Origin of the sequence: Streptomyces synnematoformans (assembly GCF_039531005.1) — a bacterium.
GTDB classification, from domain to species: domain Bacteria; phylum Actinomycetota; class Actinomycetes; order Streptomycetales; family Streptomycetaceae; genus Streptomyces; species Streptomyces synnematoformans.
In genome coordinates this window covers 1-19,111 of record NZ_BAAAPF010000024.1, presented here as the reverse complement: position 1 = coordinate 19,111, position 19,111 = coordinate 1, and the positions used below count along the sequence as shown (strand labels likewise).

The 19,111-nt window shown below is 73.3% G+C and carries 17 protein-coding genes; 3 read left to right on the top strand and 14 right to left on the bottom strand.

Annotated features, from left to right (window positions below; translation table 11 throughout):
• Positions 1-2 precede the first annotated feature (2 nt).
• From ABD317_RS07155 to ABD317_RS07130, 6 genes are all read right to left on the bottom strand, one after another.
• The gene (locus ABD317_RS07155; RefSeq protein ID WP_344288937.1) at positions 3-1,562 is read right to left on the bottom strand and encodes an FGGY-family carbohydrate kinase; all 1,560 of its coding nucleotides are present in this window, start codon (positions 1,560-1,562) and stop codon (positions 3-5) included.
• Between the two features lie 72 nt (positions 1,563-1,634).
• Positions 1,635-3,053, bottom strand: a complete 1,419-nt coding sequence (locus ABD317_RS07150) for an L-fucose/L-arabinose isomerase family protein (RefSeq protein ID WP_344288936.1) — start codon at positions 3,051-3,053, stop codon at positions 1,635-1,637.
• 64 nt (positions 3,054-3,117) lie between these two features.
• Positions 3,118-4,035, bottom strand: a complete 918-nt coding sequence (locus tag ABD317_RS07145) for a carbohydrate ABC transporter permease (RefSeq protein ID WP_344288935.1) — start codon at positions 4,033-4,035, stop codon at positions 3,118-3,120.
• Entirely contained in the window at positions 4,025-4,990 is a 966-nt protein-coding gene (locus ABD317_RS07140) for a carbohydrate ABC transporter permease (RefSeq protein ID WP_344288934.1), read from the bottom strand. Before ABD317_RS07140 ends, ABD317_RS07145 begins: the two co-directional genes overlap by 11 nt.
• Positions 4,987-6,360 carry an ABC transporter substrate-binding protein gene (locus ABD317_RS07135; RefSeq protein ID WP_344288932.1) on the bottom strand — a complete coding sequence of 458 codons (1,374 nt, stop codon included), beginning with the start codon at positions 6,358-6,360 and terminating at the stop codon, positions 4,987-4,989. Before ABD317_RS07135 ends, ABD317_RS07140 begins: the two co-directional genes overlap by 4 nt.
• A gap of 39 nt (positions 6,361-6,399) precedes the next feature.
• Entirely contained in the window at positions 6,400-7,503 is a 1,104-nt protein-coding gene (locus ABD317_RS07130) for a glycoside hydrolase family 172 protein (protein ID WP_344288930.1), read from the bottom strand.
• A 384-nt stretch (positions 7,504-7,887) separates the two neighbouring features.
• Between ABD317_RS07130 and ABD317_RS07125 the strand changes: the two genes are divergently transcribed.
• Positions 7,888-8,901, top strand: coding sequence for a LacI family DNA-binding transcriptional regulator (locus tag ABD317_RS07125; protein WP_344288928.1), 1,014 nt, complete (start codon positions 7,888-7,890; stop codon positions 8,899-8,901).
• 193 nt (positions 8,902-9,094) lie between these two features.
• Here the strand turns inward: ABD317_RS07125 and ABD317_RS07120 are convergent, their stop codons facing one another.
• From ABD317_RS07120 to ABD317_RS07105, 4 genes are all read right to left on the bottom strand, one after another.
• Positions 9,095-10,318, bottom strand: a complete 1,224-nt coding sequence (locus tag ABD317_RS07120; RefSeq protein WP_344288926.1) for a hypothetical protein — start codon at positions 10,316-10,318, stop codon at positions 9,095-9,097.
• A gap of 87 nt (positions 10,319-10,405) precedes the next feature.
• Positions 10,406-10,579, bottom strand: a complete 174-nt coding sequence (locus tag ABD317_RS07115; RefSeq protein WP_344288924.1) for a type II toxin-antitoxin system RelE family toxin — start codon at positions 10,577-10,579, stop codon at positions 10,406-10,408.
• A 71-nt stretch (positions 10,580-10,650) separates the two neighbouring features.
• Positions 10,651-10,926, bottom strand: a complete 276-nt coding sequence (locus ABD317_RS07110) for a type II toxin-antitoxin system Phd/YefM family antitoxin (RefSeq protein ID WP_344288922.1) — start codon at positions 10,924-10,926, stop codon at positions 10,651-10,653.
• Positions 10,927-11,021: 95 nt separating this feature from the next.
• Positions 11,022-11,729 (bottom strand): copper homeostasis protein CutC, encoded by a 708-nt coding sequence (locus tag ABD317_RS07105; protein WP_344288921.1) that lies wholly within the window; start codon positions 11,727-11,729, stop codon positions 11,022-11,024.
• A 27-nt stretch (positions 11,730-11,756) separates the two neighbouring features.
• Here ABD317_RS07105 and ABD317_RS07100 point away from each other — a divergent pair, with 27 nt between their 5' ends.
• Complete coding sequence (locus ABD317_RS07100; RefSeq protein WP_425582301.1) at positions 11,757-12,464, top strand: HD domain-containing protein; 708 nt, start codon at positions 11,757-11,759, stop codon at positions 12,462-12,464.
• Positions 12,465-12,480: 16 nt separating this feature from the next.
• On the opposite strand, the gene ABD317_RS07095 is transcribed toward ABD317_RS07100, so the two are convergent.
• From ABD317_RS07095 to ABD317_RS07080, 4 genes are all read right to left on the bottom strand, one after another.
• A complete protein-coding gene (locus tag ABD317_RS07095) occupies positions 12,481-15,576 on the bottom strand; it encodes an NACHT domain-containing protein (protein ID WP_344288919.1) in 3,096 nt (1,031 codons plus the stop codon).
• A 70-nt stretch (positions 15,577-15,646) separates the two neighbouring features.
• The gene (locus ABD317_RS07090) at positions 15,647-16,885 is read right to left on the bottom strand and encodes a Cmx/CmrA family chloramphenicol efflux MFS transporter (protein WP_344288918.1); all 1,239 of its coding nucleotides are present in this window, start codon (positions 16,883-16,885) and stop codon (positions 15,647-15,649) included.
• A 213-nt stretch (positions 16,886-17,098) separates the two neighbouring features.
• The gene (locus tag ABD317_RS07085) at positions 17,099-17,371 is read right to left on the bottom strand and encodes a DUF4031 domain-containing protein (RefSeq protein ID WP_027756138.1); all 273 of its coding nucleotides are present in this window, start codon (positions 17,369-17,371) and stop codon (positions 17,099-17,101) included.
• Entirely contained in the window at positions 17,368-17,778 is a 411-nt protein-coding gene (locus ABD317_RS07080; RefSeq protein ID WP_027756137.1) for a hypothetical protein, read from the bottom strand. Before ABD317_RS07080 ends, ABD317_RS07085 begins: the two co-directional genes overlap by 4 nt.
• A gap of 143 nt (positions 17,779-17,921) precedes the next feature.
• On the opposite strand from ABD317_RS07080, the gene ABD317_RS07075 reads away from it, so the two are divergent.
• Positions 17,922-18,860 (top strand): SIS domain-containing protein, encoded by a 939-nt coding sequence (locus ABD317_RS07075; protein WP_027756136.1) that lies wholly within the window; start codon positions 17,922-17,924, stop codon positions 18,858-18,860.
• The last annotated feature ends 251 nt before the right edge of the window (positions 18,861-19,111 follow it).

Below are 19,111 nucleotides of genomic sequence, written 5' to 3'. Positions count from 1 at the left end.
GGTCACGCGTCTCGCGCGTCTCGCGCGTCTCGCGCGTCTCGCGCGTCTCGCGCGTCTCGCGCGTCCGCGTGCTGGCGGGCGGCGAGGGCGTGGGCCGCGTCCTTCGTGGCCGGGTAGAGGTCGAGGTAGTGGGCGTAGAGCTGCTCGTAGACGGGGGCCGCGGCGGGGTCCGGGGCCACGGTGGACTCGACCGGGTTCCAGGCGGCGATGTCGGGCGGGGCCGCCGTGCCGGCGCCGACGGCGGCGAGGAACGCGTCGCCGTACGCGGCGCCGACGAGGTGGCGGGGGATCCGCTGCTCCTGGCCGGTGACGTCGGAGACGATCTGCGTCCACAGTTCGCGGGCGCCGCCGCCGACCGCGACCAGGCGGGCCGGTGCGCCGCCGGCCTCGGTCATCGCGGCGAGGTTGTGGCGGACGCCGTACGCGGTGGCCTCCAGGGCGGCGCGGTAGAGGTGGCCGCGGGTGTGGCGGAGGGTGAGGCCGTGGATGAGGCCGCGCGCGTCGGGGTCGAAGAGGGGGGTGCGTTCGCCGGCGAAGTACGGGAGCATCAGCAGCCCTTCGGCGCCCGGCGGGACGCCGGCGGCCTCGGCGACGAGGGTGGCGTAGTCGGAGCCGGTCAGGTCGCGCAGCCAGCCGGTGACGGCGCCGGAGGTGGCCATGCCGGCGGCCAGGCAGTACGTGCCGGGGAAGGTGCCGGCCGTGCCCCACAGCCGCGGGCTGGCGACCGGCTGCTCGACGACGTTCACCAGGAACATCGTCGTGCCGTACATCAGCATCAGGTCCCCCGCGCCGGTGGCGCCGACCGCGGTGGACTCCGCCCAGGCGTCGACCGTGCCGGCCACCACCGGGGTGCCCGCGGGCAGTCCGGTGGCGGCGGCCGCGGCCGGGGTGACCTCGCCCACCACGTCCGCGGGCCAGACGAGTTCCGGCCATTCCAGACCCGGTGCGACCTCCTCGCACCGCTCCGTGATCCAGCGCCGCTCGCGCAGGTCGTACAGCGGCGTGCACTGGCTCGCGGAGTGGTGGTCGAGGACGTACGCGCCGGTGAGCCGGTGCGCGAGCAGCGAACTGGCCATGTACCAGCGGCGGGTGCGGGCGTACACCTCCGGCTCGTGCGTGCGCAGCCACTCCAGCTTCGGGCCCACCGCCTGGCTGGTCAGCGGCGAGCCGCACCGCTCGATGACCGCCTCGGTGCCGTAGCGGGCGGTCTGCGCCGCGATCTCGGCGCCTGCGCGGGTGTCGACGCCGTAAAGGATCGCGGGCCGCAGCGGGGTGCCGGCGCCGTCCACGGGCAGCAGGCAGGGGCCGATCCCGCTGACGCCGACCGCGGCGATCCGCTCGCCGGCCGCCGCCCGCCCCGCGGCCAGCTCCGCGGTCAGCTCACCGGCCAGCGCCGTGAAGTCCGCCCACCACACCTCCTCGGCGTCGTGCTCGACCCACCCCGGCCGCGGGGAGGAGGTGGCGTGCGCGCGTACGGCCTGGGCGACCAGCGTGCCGTCGTCGCGGACGAGCACGCCCTTGGCCGAGGAGGTGCCGATGTCGATGCCGAGGAGCAGCCCCATGGGTGTCTGCCGACCTTCCCGCTCGTGTCGTACGTGCCTTGATGATGCCCGCCCCGCCGCCGGGGCCCGCGGCTACGCCGCGTCGCCGAAGCCGTCGTACCGGATGCCGAGCTGGTCGCAGACCGCGCGGAGGTCGGCGACGTAGTCGCCGGGGACCGCGTGGATGTGGTTGCTGCCGAAGCGCGTCAGGAACTCCTCGGCCGTGGGGCTGAGCCGCGCGAAGGCGTGCGGCCACTCCCACGTGGACGCCCGCATCATCCGCTCGTTGGTCTCCGCGTCGTACTGCTCCAGCGCGCCGCGCATCACGTGCATCCGGTACGCGCCGCGCTCCCGCGTCAGCCGCGCGAACGTCATCGCCCCGGGGGCGGCGAGGTGCTGCACGGAGGCGCCGCCGGCGGGGAAGTAGAACACCTCGGGCAGGAGGCTGACGTGCCGCATGTTCTCCGCGGGGTCGTCGGAGCGGGCCGCGTACCAGGTGGCGTGCTGGCCGGAGTTGCACAGGTCCCACACCTGCCTCTCGGTGTGGTAGTGCCGCACGTCGGCGAAGAGCACGGGATCGCCGGAGAGCAGCTTGAGCAGCTGCATCGTCAGCGCCGCGTCCATGTCCGCCTCGGTGGCGGTGACGTGGGTGTCCTTGGGCCCCTCCCAGTCGTACGGGTCGTTGAGGAACGCCTCGGCGACGTCCATGGTGCAGAAGTTCGCGGTCAGCTCCGGCTGGCCCTTGATGCCGGAGAAGTCGAGGTGCCACTCCTCGATCAGCTCGCGCATCGCGTAGTACGCGCGGATCTGCCGCTCCAGCAGCTCCGGGGTGAGCCGGTCGCCGTCGTAGCGGACGCCGGCGGCGTGCCGCTCGATCCAGCCGCGGGCGTTCTTCACCCGCGCGGGGTCGGCGTTCTCGCTGCGCCGGACGATCTCCCACTGGTCGATCTCCTCGACGTCGACGCCGAAGACCCGCATCCACTGGTCGGTGTTGGCGGTGGCGGTGTACATGCCCATGGGCCGGCCGCCGATCCGGCCGAAGGTGGAGCCGCGCAGCCGCTGCACCGCGGCGCCCGCGCGCACGTGGGTGAGGATGCGGTTCCGTACCTCCGGCTCGGCGAGGTCGCCCCAGGCGCGGGCGTGGGTGCGGCCGATCTGGTCCAGGCCGCCGGCGCCGGCGAGGAGGCCGACCATGCCGGGGTACTGCGGGTCGAGGTTGGCGACCATCAGGATCGGCCCGGGGGTGGACTCGGCGGCGAGCATGGTGAAGTGCGGGAACGTCCACACCGAGTGGTGGAAGACCGTCACGTCCACGTGCCGCTCGGCGAGCCAGCGGGCCTGCGAGGTGGCCAGGACGTTGGACTCCACGTGCTCGGGCGCGACGATCACCTCGTGCCCGGCGTCGGCGAGCATGGCCGCCAGCTCGCGGGCGGCGCGGGAGACGTGGTCGCGTACGTCCCGCTGGACGTAGTCCCGGCCGTCGGAGAGGGACAGCAGACCGATGCGTGCCATGTGGCTGGCCTCCAGTTGCGTGCGGTCGCGGCGATGCGCGTACGGGGGTGGCGGTGGCGGGGCGTCACTTCAGGCCGGAGGTCTTGATGGACTCGACCATCTGGCGCTGGAAGAAGAGGAAGAGCATCAGCATGGGGATCACGGCGACCACGGCGGCGGCGAGGATGTAGTTCCAGTTCGAGCCGTACTGGGTGGTGAAGGACGCGATGCCGACCTGCGTGACCGTCAGGTCCTCGCTGCTGGTGGCGACCAGCGGCCAGGCGAAGGCGTTCCAGTTGGCGAGGAAGAAGAACACCGACAGCGCGGCGAGGATGGGCCGGGACAGCGGCAGGATGATGCTCCAGTAGATCCGCCAGTAGCCGGCGCCGTCGGCGATCGCCGCCTCCTCCAGCTCCCGCGGGATGCCGAGGTAGAACTGCCGCAGCAGGAAGATCCCGAAGGCGTTGAACAGCGGCGGGATGATCAGGGCCGCGTAGCTGTCGAGCATGCCGAGCTGGCGGACGACGATGAACAGCGGGATGAGGATCACCGGCGGGGTGATCAGCAGCGTGGAGAAGATGACGACGAAGATGCCGTCGCGGCCGGGGAAGCGCAGCCGGGCGAGGGCGTAGGCGGCCATCGAGTGGAAGAACAGCGCGCCGACCGTGATGACCGCGGCCGTGAGGAAGCTGTTCCACAGCCAGCGGTCGAAGGCCACCTCGGTGAGGACGTAGCGGAAGTTCTCCCAGGTGACGCTCTCGGGGACCAGCCGGCCGTCGGTGACGCTCTCGCGCGGCTTGAACGCCGAGGTGATCAGCCACAGCACCGGGAAGACGCTCAGCGCCGACAGCACGATCGCCAGCACCGTGAGCCCGGCGCGGGCGCGGCGGCGGCCGGGGCCGCGCGGCGGGGCAGGTCGGTCGAGGAGGCCGGGCCGGTCGGGTCGGTCGGGTCGGTCGGGTCGGTCGGCGGTGGTGCCGCCGGCCAGGGTGTCACGACTCATCGTCGAACCTCCCGCCCTTGGTCGCCTTGAAGATCAGCCAGGACAGGGCGACCATCACGAGCACCAGGAAGGAGCCCAGGGCCGCGGCGTAGCCGTACTCGCCGAAGACGAACGCCTGCTGGTAGATGTAGAACATCGCCACGGCGGTGCCGTTGGCGGGACCGCCGTCGGTCAGCACGAAGATCAGGTCGAAGGTGCCGGTGATCGCGGCGACCGTGCTGACGATGAGGACGAAGAAGCTGGTGGGCTTGAGCAGCGGCCAGGTGATCTGCCGGAACGAGGCCCAGGGCCCGGCGCCGTCGATCCGGGCGGCCTCGTACAGCTCCCGGGGGATCTCGTTGAGACCCGCCAGGAAAATGATCATGTAGTACCCCATGTAGTACCAGACGGTGACCGCGATCACCGCGTACAGCGCGAGGCCGGGGTCGCCCAGCCAGGAGCGGGCGCCCAGGCCCAGCTCGCCGGTGGCCTTGTTCACCACGCCGGTCTGGTCGTCGAGCATGAACTTCCACAGCAGGCCGACGACGACCAGGCTCAGCATGTGCGGCAGGAAGAGCGCCGTGCGGTACACCGACATGCCGGGCAGCATCTGCTTCATCAGCACGCCGAGCCCGAGGCTGACCACGAAGAGCGTGGGCACGAGGATGACGACGTACTTCGCGGTGACCCACATCGAGGACCAGAAGTACGGGTCGTTGAACATGCGCTCGTAGTTGCCGACGCCTATCCACTCGTACGAGCCGAAGCCCGAGACCTGGAAGAAGCTCAGCACGAACGACAGCAGCATCGGCAGGACCACGAAGATCCCCAGGCCGAGGCCGTCGGGCAGCAGGAACAGCGCGGCGGCCAGCCGCTCGCGGCCCTTGCGGCCGAGCCGGCGGCGGCCCGCGGGGGCGGCGGTGCGCTTCGCGGCGGCGCCCGGGGCGCGCCGCTGGTGCGTTGCGATGCTCGTCATAGGAGGCTCGCCCCCTGGTAGCTCTTCATGAACGCGTCGATGGTCTGGGCGGCCCGGTCGGCCTCGCTCGCCACGCCCTTGCCGGCGAGCATCGTGGCCTGGATGGCGTCGGAGATCGCCTTGTAGACGATCGGCGGGTAGCGCGGCTCGGCCCGGCCGCCGGGGAAGACGTCCTCCTTGAACTTCTTCATCGCCCAGGAGTCGTAGCCGCCCTGCGCGGTGGCGCGCTGCAGGGCGGAGGCGCGCGGGGAGATGCCGGACTTCACGCCCGTGCACCACTCGACGCTGCGGTTGATCGACTCGTCGGACATCCCGCCGAGCGCCCAGCCGCAGAACTCGGCGGCGGCGTCGGGGTTGGCGCCCTGGGTGCTGGCGCAGAACGACCAGCCGCCGAGGGTGGTGGTGTACTCGCCGCCGGACGGTACGGGCAGCCGGAAGACCCCGTACTCGTGGTCGGGCGCGCCCGCCTTGAAGGCCTGGACCTCCCAGATGCCGATCTGCCACATGCCGGCAAGGTGGGAGGTGAAGGCGGTGATGCGGTCGTCGGCGGCGGGGAGGGTGCGGGGGGCGATGCCGGCCTCGACCGCGTCCTGCCAGAGGGCGAGGGCCTGGCGGGCGCCCCGGGAGTCGAAGACGACGTTGCCGGCCTTGTCGACCACCTCGCCGCCGCCCTGCCACATCCAGCAGTACCAGGTGAAGTTCTGGTAGTAGCCGGGGTCGGTGTGGAAGACCAGGCCGGCGGCGCCGGTCCTGCTGCGGATCCGGTCGCCGACGTCGAGGAGCTGGTCCCAGGTGACGGGGATGTCGCCCTCGGAGAGGCCGGCCTTCTCCCAGACGGGGACGTTGTAGAACATGGCGAGCGGCTCGACCTCCATGGGGAGGGCGTAGACCCTGCCGTCGACGGTGCGGCTGGCCAGGCTCGTGCCGTAGTCCTCGACCACGCCGGCGTCGAGGTGCGGGGTGAGGTCGGCGAGGATGCCGCCGTTGTAGTAGCGGGTGAAGTCGCCGGGGCTGAGCAGGAAGATGTCGGGGCCTGCGCCGGAGGCGAAGGCGGTGACCATCTTCGAGCCCTGGTAGCTGGCGCCGGGGACGAAGTACGGCTCGATCCTGACGTCGTGGGTGTCGTTCCAGTCCTTGATGAGCCGGTCGAACCACTTCGACTGGGCGACCATCGCGGGGTCGGACGCCTTGGGGTCGTAGAAGTGCCAGAACGTGAGCGTGCCGCCGTCGGCGTTCGCGGCCCCGCAGCCGCTGAGCAGCGGGGTGGCGGCGGTCCCGGCCGCCGCGGCGGCGCCCGCCGTGCCGCCGAGGAAGCGGCGGCGGGACGGGGCGCCGCGGGCGGGTACGGCGCCGTTGCCGTGCTGGAGCATGTGGTGCCCCTGTCTGTCGGGTGGGAGCTGTTACGGGTTTCAGTCGGGGGCGTCGACCTCCAGGTCGAGCAGGCCGGGGGTGGCCGGGAGGGATGCGCTCGACGGCGCGTCCAGGTAGAACAGGGAGGTCGAAGCGATGTCGTCGCGGTTCTTGCGGTAGCGGTGCCGGAGGCCGTTGCCCTGGCCGGCGCCGATGCCGAGGCACTGCACGGTCACGCGGAGGTCTTCGTGGAAGCGGACGGGGTCCAGGACGTGCCAGCGGTACATCCCGAACCGCTGCTGGCTGGCGTAGAGGCCGTCCGGCCGGAGGATCTGGTTCAGGCCCAGGTAGGGCGTGGTGTAGGCGGTGTAGCCGTGCGGCTTGACGTCGAAGTTCCAGGCGCCGCCGAAGTAGTCCTCGGTGCCGGTGCCGCAGACGGTGGGCCACTCCTCGTCGCCGTCGAGGAAGAACTTCAGCTCGCCCTCGCCCCACCAGCCGGGGCTGTTGGTGCCCCAGGCCAGGTATGTGCCGACGTACTGGCCGGCGCCGGTGACGCCGTCGAGGAGGGTGTGGATCGCGGACTCGTCGACGGGGTTGCTGCGGCGCCACTGGGCGTGGAAGTAGGCGGCGTCGGCGGGTACGTCGGCGAGCTCGTAGTCGATCTGGTAGTAGAGCGTCATCTGCTCGGGGGCGAGGTTCTCCAGCGTGACGCGGGCGCGGCGGCGGAAGGGCATCGGCCAGTAGGCGTTGAAGCCGCCGTTGGGGTTGACGGCCACGGGCACGGAGGAGACCTGGCTGAAGATGCTCCAGCCGTTGCAGAAGAAGTCGCCGAGGGGCACCTCGACGGCGGGGGTCTGCGCGCCGTCCCAGTAGACGCGCAGCAGTGCCTGCCGCCAGGCGGCGTGCGGGGCGGTGGTGCACCAGAGGTGCCGGAGGGTGCCCGGCCCGTCGATCTCGGCGAGGACGGCGGTCTCGCCGGCGGCGATGTCGATGCTCGGGGAGACCTTCCAGCCCCGGCCGAGCCGGCCGGCGGCGCGCGCACCGGTGCCCTCGGTCGCGGCGCCGCCGGCGCCCTTGGCGCCGGTGGGGTTCTCGGCGCTGATGGAGCGGGTGACCGCCGGGGTCGTACGGGCGAGGTCATCCAGGCCGAACGTGGTACTCATGGACGCTCCGGTGTGAAATCGTTTTCTTGTGAGGTCGGTCGAGACGTCATCCCACGTGTATGTAGTAACTAAGCGAGACTCCGGTGACGTGAGGTGGGCTCGTCGGAAGTCTCTTGAAATCCATTTCACGCGAACGTAGAGTTCACGCCAGACGGTGTCAAGAGGTCCGTACGAGACCGCGGCGCACACCGTCCACGCCGACCCGTCCACCCGCCGACCGGATGCCGGGGCCGCACTGCGGGCCGCGGCGCGGGTCCGCCGGGCGTACCCGTCCGATGTCCCGCCGCGGCCGGACGGGGCCCCGGACTGGCGGAGAATGGGCGGGCAGGGCACCGGACGCGCGGCCGACTCCCGCGCCTGCGTGAGAGGTTCAGGTAGGGAGAAGTGACGACCATCAACGATGTGGCCCGGGCCGCCGGGGTCTCGCCGGCCACGGTCTCCCGGGTCTTCAACGGGGGGCGGGTCACCGCGGAACGCGCCGAGCGCGTCCGCAGGACCGCGGCCGAGCTGGGCTTCTCGCCGAACCGCGTGGCGCGGTCGCTGCGGATGCAGCGGGCGAGCGTCATCGGGCTGATCATCCCGGACATCGAGAACCCCTTCTTCACGTCGCTCGCCCGGGGCGTGGAGGACGCCGCACAGCAGACGAACCTGTCGGTGGTGCTGTGCAACACCGACGAGGACGTGGACAAGGAGCGGCGCTACCTGGAGATCGCGGCGGCGGAGCAGATGGCCGGCGTGATCGTCGCCGCCGCGTCCCGGAACCGGACCGACCTGTCGGTGCTGGAGGGCCGCGGCATGCCCGTCGTCGCGGTGGACCGGCGCCCGCGCGGGGCGTCCGTGGACGCGGTGATGGTCGACAACCAGCACGGCGGCGAAGAGGCCACCGCGCACCTGCTGCGCAGCGGCTACCGGCGGATCGCGTGCATCGCCGGCCCCGAGGGCGCCTCGACGTCCGACGACCGGCTCGCCGGCTACCGCGCGGTGCTGCGGGACCACCTGCGCGAGACGGGCGGCGGCGCGCTGCGGCCGGAGTACGTACGGCACGGCGACTTCCGCGTCGAGGGCGGCCGGGCGGCGATGGCGGACCTGCTGGCGCTACCGGAGCCGCCGGACGCGGTGTTCGTGGCGAACAACCTGATGACGGTGGGCGCACTGGAGGCGCTGCGGGAGGCGGGCACGGAGCCGCCGCGGACCGGGGTGCTGTCGTTCGGCGACGTCCCGTGGGCGTCGCTGGTCCGCCCGCCGCTGTCGACGGTGCAGCTGCCGTCGTACGACCTGGGGTGGACGGCGGCGGGGCTGCTGCAGGAGCGGATCGCGGGAACGGCACGGCCGCTGCAGACGGTGGTGCTGCGGACGGCGCTGCAGGTACGGGAGTCGACGTCGGGCCCGGAGGCGTAGGGCGGGGTCGCGTCCCCTTACCCGTTCACCCGTTCACCCGTTCACCCGTTCACCCGTTCACCTGTTTCACCCGTTCCCCGCACACCCGCCCCAGGGTAGGCCGCCCCTCTGACAGCGAGCGGGTTCCGGGCCCCGCCGACGCCCGCCTCCCCCGCGGCGCACGCCCCGCACCCCGCGCCGCAACCCGCGGCGGTCAGCCCCGGGGCCCCCGGCCGCGCGGCATCCGGCGGCGCAGCCGGCGCAGTCCGCGTCGGCGGAGGATGCGGACCAGCGTCGCGGCGCTGACCTCGCGGACCGGCCGGTCCTCGGCCGACGCCGGTTTCCGCGCCCCGGCCGCCGGCGCCATCCTCGGCGGCGGCTGGGCCTTCTTCTTCCGCTTGGGCGCGCTCTTCTGGACGGCTGCCAGGACGGCCCGCGCCGCCACGTCCGCGTGCACCATCGGCGGGCCCGCGGGGGCCGGTTGCGCGGTGGGCCGGCGGGTGAGCCGGGCGGGGTCGCCGACGATCCGGACGCCGAGGCCGGCGATCCGGCCGGTCATCTCCTCCGCGACGGCCACGGCCTCGTCCACGGCCCACTCCGGGGTGGCGGCCCGGGGCTCACCGGCGTCCCGCTCGCGCGGCTTTCGCAGTTCGAACCGTACGCCGTGCCGTATCACCTCGACGTACCGGCGGTCGGGCCAGCCGCGCTCGTGGGTGGCCTCGTTGAGCCGCCTGAGCATTTCGGCCTCGCCCAGGGTCAGCGAGGGGTTGACGTGGCTGTCGGGCCGGAGGACGCCCTCCGGCAGCCCCGTCAGCTCCTCGAACATCCGTAGCAGGGCCAGGGGGTCGGTCTCGTCCACCACCACGACCGTGACGTTGTCCGGGCCGACCACCGCGGCCCACCGCTCGACAAGCGCGTCATGGCGGTGCCGGCGCCAGAACGCGGTGGGCGTGCCGTCGTCGGCCCGCTTGCGGAGGATGTCGTCCAGCCACTCCTCGTAGCCGGAGCGGAGCCCGTTCTGGACGTACTCCTGCCACTGCGACGGCAGGATCCGCACCAGGGGCCGGAGCGTGACGACGACGTGGACGGCGTCCCCGCCCAGCTCCTCGACGACCTCGGGCAGCGCGTCCGGGTCGGCGTTGGCGAAGAACTCGCAGCTGACGACGACCCGCCGGTCCCCGGCGGCGGTCACCTCGTCCCGCAGTTCCCGCCAGTGGTCGATGTCCGGCGGCGCCTCGCCCTTGGCGAGGCTGAGGCCGAGCCGGGAGCCCACGGCGTGCCCGGGCATCCGCTGCTTGCCGGCGTAGTGGACCCCGTGCGCGTGGAGCCGGTCGCGTGCCTGGTGGAACGCTCCCTGCACAGCCGTGGTGCCGGTCTTGTGGGGCCCTATGTGGAGCAGCCGGGTCCCCGGGGGAACCGCCGATGCGTGCGGTGGCATGTGTGTCCTTGTCTTCTTCCGTGGCTGGCCAGCGGCCCGTGACCTGCGGCCGGCCGCGCCACGCGCGGTACGTGACGATGCTCGCTGCTATACGTTGCCGATGTGGAAAACGGTGATGGTGACCACGTCATCGTGCACTTCGTACATCAGCCGGTACCGGCCGACGGGGAGGCGGAGGACATCGGAGGAGCCGTAGGGGCGTGCCCGGCGCGGCCTCGGGTCCGAGGCCAGCGCGTTGATCGCGTCGAAGATCTGGTCCACACCGGCGGGATCCTCCTTGCGATACGCGACGATCCTCTCCTTGACACCCCGGACATACTCGATCCGGTGCCTCACGCCGCGCCCTGGCCGTGCGCCGTCCCCCTGCCGTACACCGCGCACACCACCTCGTCGTGCGACTCGGTCTCCACCGTGTCGCGCGCCTTGCTCAGCTCGTACTGTGCGAGCGCCAGGCGGTCCTCAAGGTCTGCGAGCTCCTCCGGGCTGATGAGCACGGCCGCGGGTACGCCGCCGTCGCCGGTGATGACCACCCGTTCCCGCCCAGACGCAACCTGCTGCACCAGCATCTCCAGCCGGGCGCCAGCCTCACCGATCCCCACATCACTCATGACTCGAAGTTACCTCTCGCCAGTGCCGGTGGGGGCCGGTGCAGAGAAGTCCTCGGCCGCATCTGATAAGGGGCGCGCACCCGGCACCACCCCGGTCAGCTGTCCAGCAGCGTTCGCCACTCCGCCACCGACTCCGGCGACACCGGCCCCGACCAGCCCGCCGGGCGGACCGCGCCGCCGACGTGGAAGGCGTCCAGGCCCGCGGCGCGGAGGCGGGGGACGTGGGCGGTGGTCAGGCCGCCGCCGGCCATGATGCGCGGCTCGTAGCCGGGCTGGCCCGCGGTCGCCCGGGCCGCCTCGGCGACCAGCACCGCGAGGCCGTCGGCGACGCCGCGCGCCGAGCCCGCCGTCAGGTACGTGTCAAGCCCCGGCAGCCCCGCCAGCTGCTTCCGCAGCGTGTCGCGGTCCGCCGCCCGGTCGATCGCCCGGTGGAACGTCCACCGGCAGCCGCCCCCCACCGCCTCCAGCAGCCGCCCGACCGCCGCCAGATCCGGCCCGCCGGCCTCGTCCAGGAACCCGAGGACGAACTCCTCCGCCCCCTCCGCGCGCAACGCCCCCGCCCGCGCCGCCAGCGCCTCCAGCGCCGCCGCTCCTCCGGCCGCGAAGCCGTCCTCGGCGCGCAGCATGACCCGTACGGGGAGCGCCACCGCGGCCCGTACGGCGGCGACCGTCTCGCACGACGGGGTGAGCCCGTCGGCCGCCATGTCCGTGACCAGCTCAAGGCGGTCGGCGCCGCCCGCCTCCGCGGCGACGGCGTCGGCGGCGTTCAGGGCGATGACCTCAAGCAGCATTGGTCTAGACATGAAGCACAGCCTGCCATATCGCGCAGAATAGTGACCATGCCAGCCCCCGCAGACGAGCCACCCGTCCCGCCCGCCGCGCCGGTCGGCGGAGTGCTGCCCTCCGCCGGTCTCCTCGACCGCTGGACCGCCCTCCTCACCCGCTGCCAGGCGGGCGCCGAGACGCCCGACCCCGTTCCGTACGGCAAGAAGCTGCTGGAACGCTGGGGCGAGCCCCAGCGGCACTACCACACCGCGGCACACCTGAAGGCCGTCCTCGACCGCGTCGACGACCTGGCCGACCACGCCGACGACCCCGACGCCGTGCGCCTCGCGGCCTGGTTCCACGACGCCGTCTACCGGCCGGAGCGGAGCGAGAACGAGGAGCGCAGTGCGCGTCTCGCGCAAGTCGCCCTCGCGGAGGCGGGGGTGGCCGACGAGCGGGTCGCGGAGGTGGCGCGGCTCGTACGGCTCACGGCCGGCCACGACCCGCGCGCCGGGGACCGCAACGGCGAGGTGCTGTGCGACGCGGACCTGGCGGTGCTGGCGGGCACCCCGGCCGAGTACGCGGCGTACGCGGCGGCGGTGCGGGAGGAGTACGGCTTCGTGCCGGACGACGCGTTCCGGGAGGGGCGGGCGGCGGTGCTGCGGCAGCTGCTGGGGCTGCCGCGGCTGTTCCGCACGGAGACGGGGTACGCGCGGTGGGAGGCGGCGGCGCGGCACAACGCGGGGACGGAGCTGGAGCTGCTGGGCGGGTAGCGGGCGCGGTGCCTGATCAGTCGGCGAGAACGCGCACCCCTGGGATGTCCAGTGCGGTGACGGGCATGCCGTCGGGGGTGCGGCAGTGGTCGAGAACCACGTCAGTACCGCCGAACCGCGCGAAGGTCTCACGGTCGGGCGACACGACGCAGCTCACCAGAGACAGGTCCGTCAGCGACGGTGGAAGGCTCTTGATTCCCCTGAGCCAGGCGTCACCGTCGACGGCGTTGAGCCGCAGGTCCGTAAGACCGGTCAGTCCCTCCAACTCATCGAAACCACGAATCGTGCACCGGCCGTTTCCGATCAGAAGGATGTAGTCCAAACCGGTGAGCGCGGTCACCGAACCGAGGTCCTTGTCACCCACCTCGCGAAGAGCGAGATTCCTGAGGTCGGGGCAGCGTTGCAACCCGCTCAGGTCCAGGTCGCCGGAGAGGGGCAATACCAGATGTCGCAGCCGGGTCAGCTCCGGGAGAACCGACTCCCCGCGCACCGATCTGGAACCGTGCAGCGACAACAGCTCCAGGTCGAGCTGGGCTCGCAGGACGGACAGATCGGCGCCCTCGCCCAGCGACAACGCCTGCAGTATCCGAAGAGGCGGGAGGTCGGCCACGAAATCGAGTCCGCGCACGGGCTGCCGCACGTTGATGCCCGTCAGCTCCCTCAGCCGGCTCGCCGCGCGCAGCTGGCCGGAATGACTGATGTCCACCAGGCGTCCCGCCAGCGACAGCCGGCACAGGACCCGGTCTGCGTAGGCATCCGCGTCGAAGTAGTCCCACGCGCTGAGGAGTTCCTTGACCACTTCCCTGCGCTGGTCCCCCACGAAGCCTTCCAGCATGCCGAGGGCCTTCTCGCCCCCTATCAGCGCCGTGGTCCGCACCGTCTGCGCCGCGGCCTTCTCCGTCAGTTCCTCCAGCGACGTCGGCAGCCAGCGCAGCAGCGTCGGCCCCACCGCCGCCAGCGCCGGCGGGTCCGTCTTCCGCCTCGCCGGGAGCAGCGCGGTCACGGCCTCGTCCAGCCGGTCCGCCAGCCCCTCCGACACCGACGGCAGCGTCTCCTGGCACGCCGCCGCCAGCAGCCGCAGCGTGCGCGCGTGCCGGGGCTCGCCCTCCGCGCGGTCCAGGATGCCGTCCAGCAGTTCCTCCCGCTGGCGCGCGTTCGCATGGCCGGCGGTCATGATGATCGTCTCTCGCCACAGGTCCAGGTGCGCCCGCCCGACCAGGTTGCCGATGCGGTCCTCCTCCGCCGCCTCCTCGGCGGCCAGGTACTCCTGAAAGGTCCGGTGTACGAAGTCGATGCGGTCCTCGGCGGGGGACCGGAGGATGCCCGAACGCTGCCGTAGCTGGCCCAGGACCTCACCGCCGTCGAGGACGTCCAGGTGGCGCATTCCGCGCAGCTTCGCGGCCACGTAACCGGTCGCCCGCTCCACATCGATCTCGCTGCGGTTGTTGTCCGACAGCCGCCACGCCAGATCCCGCAGGATGACCAGCTTGTCGCCGAGGCTCAGCCTGCTGTCCGCCGCGCTCGGCACGTTCCGGTCCGCGTCCCGGTCGTGGACGAGGGTGTGCAGCGCGTTGCGGTACAGCTCCATCCGGTCGCGCGGCAGTTGGCGGCCGCGGTTGAGGTGCATCGCGCAGAGCATGGCCGCCAGCAGCGGCGTGCTCGCGAGCGACTGCAGATGCGCGCGGTCCTTCAGACTGGTGAGGAGGGACTGCTCGTACCGCGGGATGTCCTCCACCGCGCAGGGCAGTTCGCCGCCCAGTTCGCGTACGGCCTGGTGCCACTGGCGTACGAAGGCCGCCAGGTCGGGCGGGGTCATCCGGTCCAGGTGCAGGGCGGTGAAGTCCTCGCGGCGCAGCCAGTCCGCGCCCGCCGCCGCGGGGCGGGAGGTGACGACCACGCGCACGCCCTCGTACTGCGCGAGCAGCTTGCGCAGCCAGTCGCGGACGGCGCGGCGCTCCCGGGCCGGCAGTTCGTCCACGCCGTCGATCAGGAGCAGCGCGTCGCCCGCGTCGAGCCGGCGCTCCACCCAGCCCCGCGGCATGACGCCCGTGATCGGGCCGGCGACGCCGTCGAGCATCGCCTCGGGGTTCGGCGGCTTACGGCCGCTGTAGTCCCGCAGCTTGACGAAGATCGGGGTCAGGCCGTTCCACTCGGCCAGCTCGTCCGTGAAGCGCCCCCGCGCGGCCGTGATCGCCAGCCACCGCAGCAGCGTCGTCTTGCCGGAGCCGGCCTCGCCGCGCAGCAGTACGCGCGGCGCGCCGCTCAGCGCCGCCTCGACCCGCATGCCGGAGGGCTCCTGGCCGCCCTCCTCCCAGTTGCTCATGTCGGGCCTGAGCTGCGGCACACCCCTCCGCGCGCCGCGGCGGAGCCCGGCGTCGTCGCCGGTCGTGCGCAGGCTCACGTACGCCACCGACAGCCGGACGCGCTGCGGCGTCGACTGGTCGGACGTGCCGCGGAACAGCTCCACCTCGTCGAGGTCCCGGCTGACCAGCTGCAGATACTTCCGCCGGAAGTCGGCGTCGAGGTCGGAGCCCTCGGGCGCGAACAGCGAGCGGTCCGGCAGGCGTTCCAGGACCCGCGCCACCTCGGCGCCCAGCGTGGCCGTACGCGCCAGCAGCTCGGCCGCCGCGCGCTCCTCGAAAACGGGCAGGCTGCGCACGATGCTGACGTAGTACGTGACGCACTCGGCGAACAGCGTCTCGTACAGCCGGGCCTCCGTCCCACTCAGCCCGACCGGACCACGCACCGAGGCGGTGATGCGGCGGACCAGTTCCGCGGGCTGGGCGTCGGCGGCGAGGAGGGCGTCGTCGGAGAGGTCCGCGTGCGCGAACGTGTCGGCCACGGCGTCGATGACGGCCTGGCGGCCGCCCGGCTCCAGACGGTCGAACGCGTGGGTCAGGAACGGGTCCAGGCGGTCGTACACCGCGTTGGTCATCTGCTCGAACTGCTGGCGGACCTCGCGCTGGAGGCGCACGCCCGGGACCCGGACCCGGATCAGGTCCGCCATCTCCAGCCGCCGCTGCTGGTCGCGCTGCCGGCCGCCCAGCCACAGCTTCCCCGCGGCGTTCGCCACGATCGTCCCCAGCCGTAACGCCGCCGTCTCCGCGAGCATGTTCACCCCTCCCTGTCCCTGCACAAGAGACAATCACACGGCAGTGACACACGGCGGTGACGGTCCGTGCCTAGCCCGTCGCCTTCACCGCCCCCTCGGGCTCGCCGCGCGCCACCAGCGTCGTACGCCGGGCCGCCGACCGGCCGGCGGCCACCGTCACCGCCACCGCGCCCGCCGCCAGCACGGCGCCGGTCCACGCGGTGGCGGCGTACCCGAGGCCGGCGCTGATGACGAGGCCGCCGAGCCAGGGGCCCACGGTGTTGCCGATGTTGAACGAGGACGTGGCCGTCGCGCCGGCGAGCCCCTGCGCGGCGCCGGCGACGTCGAAGATCCGGGCGTTGAGGGCGGGCGCGGTGGTGAAGGCCGTGGCGCCGAGCAGGACGGACAGGGTCACGATCGCCGCCGGGTACTCGGCGAGCAGCGCGCACGCCACCAGCACGGCGGCGGTCGCGGTCAGCCCGCCGTACATGGTGCCGAACCGGTGCCGGTCCGCCAGCCGCCCGCCGACGAGCGTGCCGAGGAACGCCCCGGCCCCGAAGAGCGCGAGCACGGTCGGCACCCAGCCGTCGCCGAGGCCGGCGACGTCGGTGAGGAGAGGGGCGAGGTAGGAGAAGAAGGAGAAGGTCGCGCCGGCGAAAAGCGCGATCGTGGCCATCGCGAGCCACACCTGGGGGTCGCGGTAGATGCGCAACTCCTGCCGCAGCCGCGGCGGCTCGGCGCCCGCGGCCGGTGCGCCGCGCGGTACGAGCGCCACCACCCCGACGAGCGCGACGGCGGTCATCAGCGTCACCGCCCAGAACGCGGACCGCCAGCCGAAGTGCTGCCCGAGCAGCGCCCCGCCGGGCACCCCGGCGACGTTCGCGACGCTCAGCCCGCCGACCATCACCGCCATCGCCCGGGCCCGGGCGCCGACCGGGACGGTCGCGATGGCGACGGCGGCGCCGACGGCCCAGAACCCGGCGCAGGCCAGGGCGCTCACGACACGGGTGGCGAAGAGGACTCCGTAGGAGGTGGAGACGGCGCCCACGACGTGGCCGGCGCCGAAGACGACGAGCAGGCCGACGAGGGTGGTGCGGCGGGGAAGCCGGAGGGTGGCGGCGGCGAGGGTGGGGGCGCCGACGACCATGCCGACGGCGAACGCGGAGATGAGGAGCCCGGCGCGCGGGATGGAGACGTCGAGGTCGTCGGCTATCTCGGGGAGGAGGCCGGCGAGCATGAACTCCGACGTGCCGAGGGCGAAGACGGCGACGCCGAGGACGTACACGGAGGTGGGGAGGCGGGATCCGGCCCGGGGAGCGGTCGGGGACATGACGGGGGAAACGCGGGGGTGGGCAGCGAACATTCCTGCGACCGCAGGTCCCGGTACGCGGGAGGGCGCTCCACGCGCGCGCGGGGGTGGTCCACGGCCCCGTACGGCGAGTTAGGAGGGACGGTCGCGCTCCACGCGCGCGGGGGTGGTCCCCTGCGGCGTGCACGACCCCGCGCGGCACGCCGCGTGCTCCCGGCACGCGCGGGGACGGGCTCACCCCGCCGCGGGCCTCCGCGCCGGGCGTCGCAGGCCGCCGTCGACCAGCCGGCGCAGCAGCTCCTTCGACCCCACCTCCACCGCTCCGAGGCGCACCGCGTCCGCGTACCGCGTCGACGGGATGTCGTAGTGGTCGCGGTCGAACGCCCGGCGCGGCACCCCCATCGCCTCCGCGAAGGCGTGCAGTTCCTCGTACGACTCGTCGCTGACCAGGTGCGACCACATCCGCCCGTGCCCGGGCCAGGTCGGCGGGTCCACGTAGACCGTCATCCGGCGCCGCCGTCCGCCGGGCCCGCGCCGCCCGCGCGGTCCAGGCCGCCCACCGGGGCCACCACCGCGCCCGTCCTGCCGCAGACCCACCGCGGCTCGGGGCCCAGCTCCGGTTCGATGTCCAGCGCGTGCGGGCCGGAGGCGTCGACGGCGTCGGCGCCCCGGCAGACGGGGCACAGGGGCCACCTGCCGTACTTCTCCAGGAGGGCGTCCTGCACGTCCTGGGCCACCAGGCCGTCTAGGTACGCCGCGCCCTCCGGCCACTGCTCCACCCACCAGCGGCGGTGCACGACGGAGTCCTCGACGAAGGTGACGACGTCCGGCCCGGCCACGTCGCCGGCGGTGAGGTCGGCGAGTATCAGCGCACGCGCGCGGTGCAGCGCCTGCTCCAGCCCTTGGTGCTCCATACGGCCATTCTCCCGCAACCGGCACCCCGCGAGACGGGTTCGGCGGCCGCGGCGGCGCACGTGCTCCGCCGCCCCGGCGGGGTTTTCCACAGGCGGGTCGCGGGGGGTTGACTCCCCCTCCGTCCCGAAAATATCTTTCTGGCGTGAGCTACAGCGTGAAGGAAACTTTCACTCCCGACACCCCGACCGGGCCGGCGCCGCCCGCGCCCGCGGCCCTCGCGGCCAAGGTGCGCACGGTCGCGCCGTCCATGACGCGCTCCATGCAGCGCGTCGCCGAGGCCGTCGCCGGGGACCCGGCCGGCTGCGCCGCGCTCACCGTCACCGGGCTCGCGGAGCGCACCGGCACGTCGGAGGCCACCGTGGTGCGGACGGCGCGGCTGCTCGGCTATCCCGGGTATCGCGACCTCCGGCTGGCCCTCGCCGCCGCGGCCGCGCAACAGGAGGCCGGGCGGGCGCCGTCGGTCACCGCGGACATAGCCGTGGACGACTCGATGGCCGACGTCATCGCCAAGCTCGCGCGGGACGAGCAGCAGGCCCTCGCGGACACCGCGGCCGGGCTCGACCCCGTGCAGGTGGAGGCGGCGATCGCCGCCATGGCCAGCGCGCGGCGCATCGACGTGTACGGCATCGGCGCCTCCAACCTCGTGGGCCAGGACCTGGTCCAGAAGCTGCTGCGGATCGGCGTCGTGGCGCACGCCTCGCCGGACCCGCACCTGGCCGTGACCAACGCCGTCCAGCTGCGCGCGGGTGACGTGGCCATCGCGATCACGCACTCGGGTCGCACGGTCGATGTCATAGAGCCGCTGCGCGTGGCGTTCGACCACGGGGCGACCACCGTGGCCGTCACCGGCCGCCCGGACGGTCCCGTCGCGTCGTACGCCGATCACATACTCACCACGTCCACGGGTCGCGAGAGCGAGCTGCGGCCGGCGGCCATGTCCAGCAGGACGGGCCAGCTGCTGGTCGTGGACTGCCTGTTCATAGGCGTGGCCCAGCGGACGTACGAGCGGGCCGCCCCGGCGCTCGCCGCCTCCTACGAGGCCCTGGCCCACCGGCACAGCCCGCTCCGCCCGCGGTCCTGACGCCGCCCGGCGACACCGACGACATCCGACGCCGCCCGATGCACCGGCGACCCGGCCTCGACGCAGGCGCGACCCCCGCCCGCGGTGACGGCCCCGCCGGACACACCCGGCGCACCGGGCCCGCCGGATGCGCCGGGCGCACCGCCCGCGCCGGACGCACCAGCCGCACCAGCCGCACCAGTACCGTGCACAGCTCGTGCACCGCTCGCACGCAAGCAGGCACCACGTCATGCGCCACCCCCGCAACGCCG

Coding starts and splice junctions, on each gene's coding strand:
- ABD317_RS07155 (WP_344288937.1), bottom strand. CDS start 1,562: ATGGGGCTGCTCCTCGGCATCGACATCGGCACCTCCTCGGCCAAGGGC.
- ABD317_RS07150 (WP_344288936.1), bottom strand. CDS start 3,053: ATGGCACGCATCGGTCTGCTGTCCCTCTCCGACGGCCGGGACTACGTC.
- ABD317_RS07145 (WP_344288935.1), bottom strand. CDS start 4,035: ATGAGTCGTGACACCCTGGCCGGCGGCACCACCGCCGACCGACCCGAC.
- ABD317_RS07140 (WP_344288934.1), bottom strand. CDS start 4,990: ATGACGAGCATCGCAACGCACCAGCGGCGCGCCCCGGGCGCCGCCGCG.
- ABD317_RS07135 (WP_344288932.1), bottom strand. CDS start 6,360: ATGCTCCAGCACGGCAACGGCGCCGTACCCGCCCGCGGCGCCCCGTCC.
- ABD317_RS07130 (WP_344288930.1), bottom strand. CDS start 7,503: ATGAGTACCACGTTCGGCCTGGATGACCTCGCCCGTACGACCCCGGCG.
- ABD317_RS07120 (WP_344288926.1), bottom strand. CDS start 10,318: ATGCCACCGCACGCATCGGCGGTTCCCCCGGGGACCCGGCTGCTCCAC.
- ABD317_RS07110 (WP_344288922.1), bottom strand. CDS start 10,926: ATGAGTGATGTGGGGATCGGTGAGGCTGGCGCCCGGCTGGAGATGCTG.
- ABD317_RS07105 (WP_344288921.1), bottom strand. CDS start 11,729: ATGTCTAGACCAATGCTGCTTGAGGTCATCGCCCTGAACGCCGCCGAC.
- ABD317_RS07095 (WP_344288919.1), bottom strand. CDS start 15,576: ATGCTCGCGGAGACGGCGGCGTTACGGCTGGGGACGATCGTGGCGAAC.
- ABD317_RS07090 (WP_344288918.1), bottom strand. CDS start 16,885: ATGTCCCCGACCGCTCCCCGGGCCGGATCCCGCCTCCCCACCTCCGTG.
- ABD317_RS07085 (WP_027756138.1), bottom strand. CDS start 17,371: ATGACGGTCTACGTGGACCCGCCGACCTGGCCCGGGCACGGGCGGATG.
- ABD317_RS07080 (WP_027756137.1), bottom strand. CDS start 17,778: ATGGAGCACCAAGGGCTGGAGCAGGCGCTGCACCGCGCGCGTGCGCTG.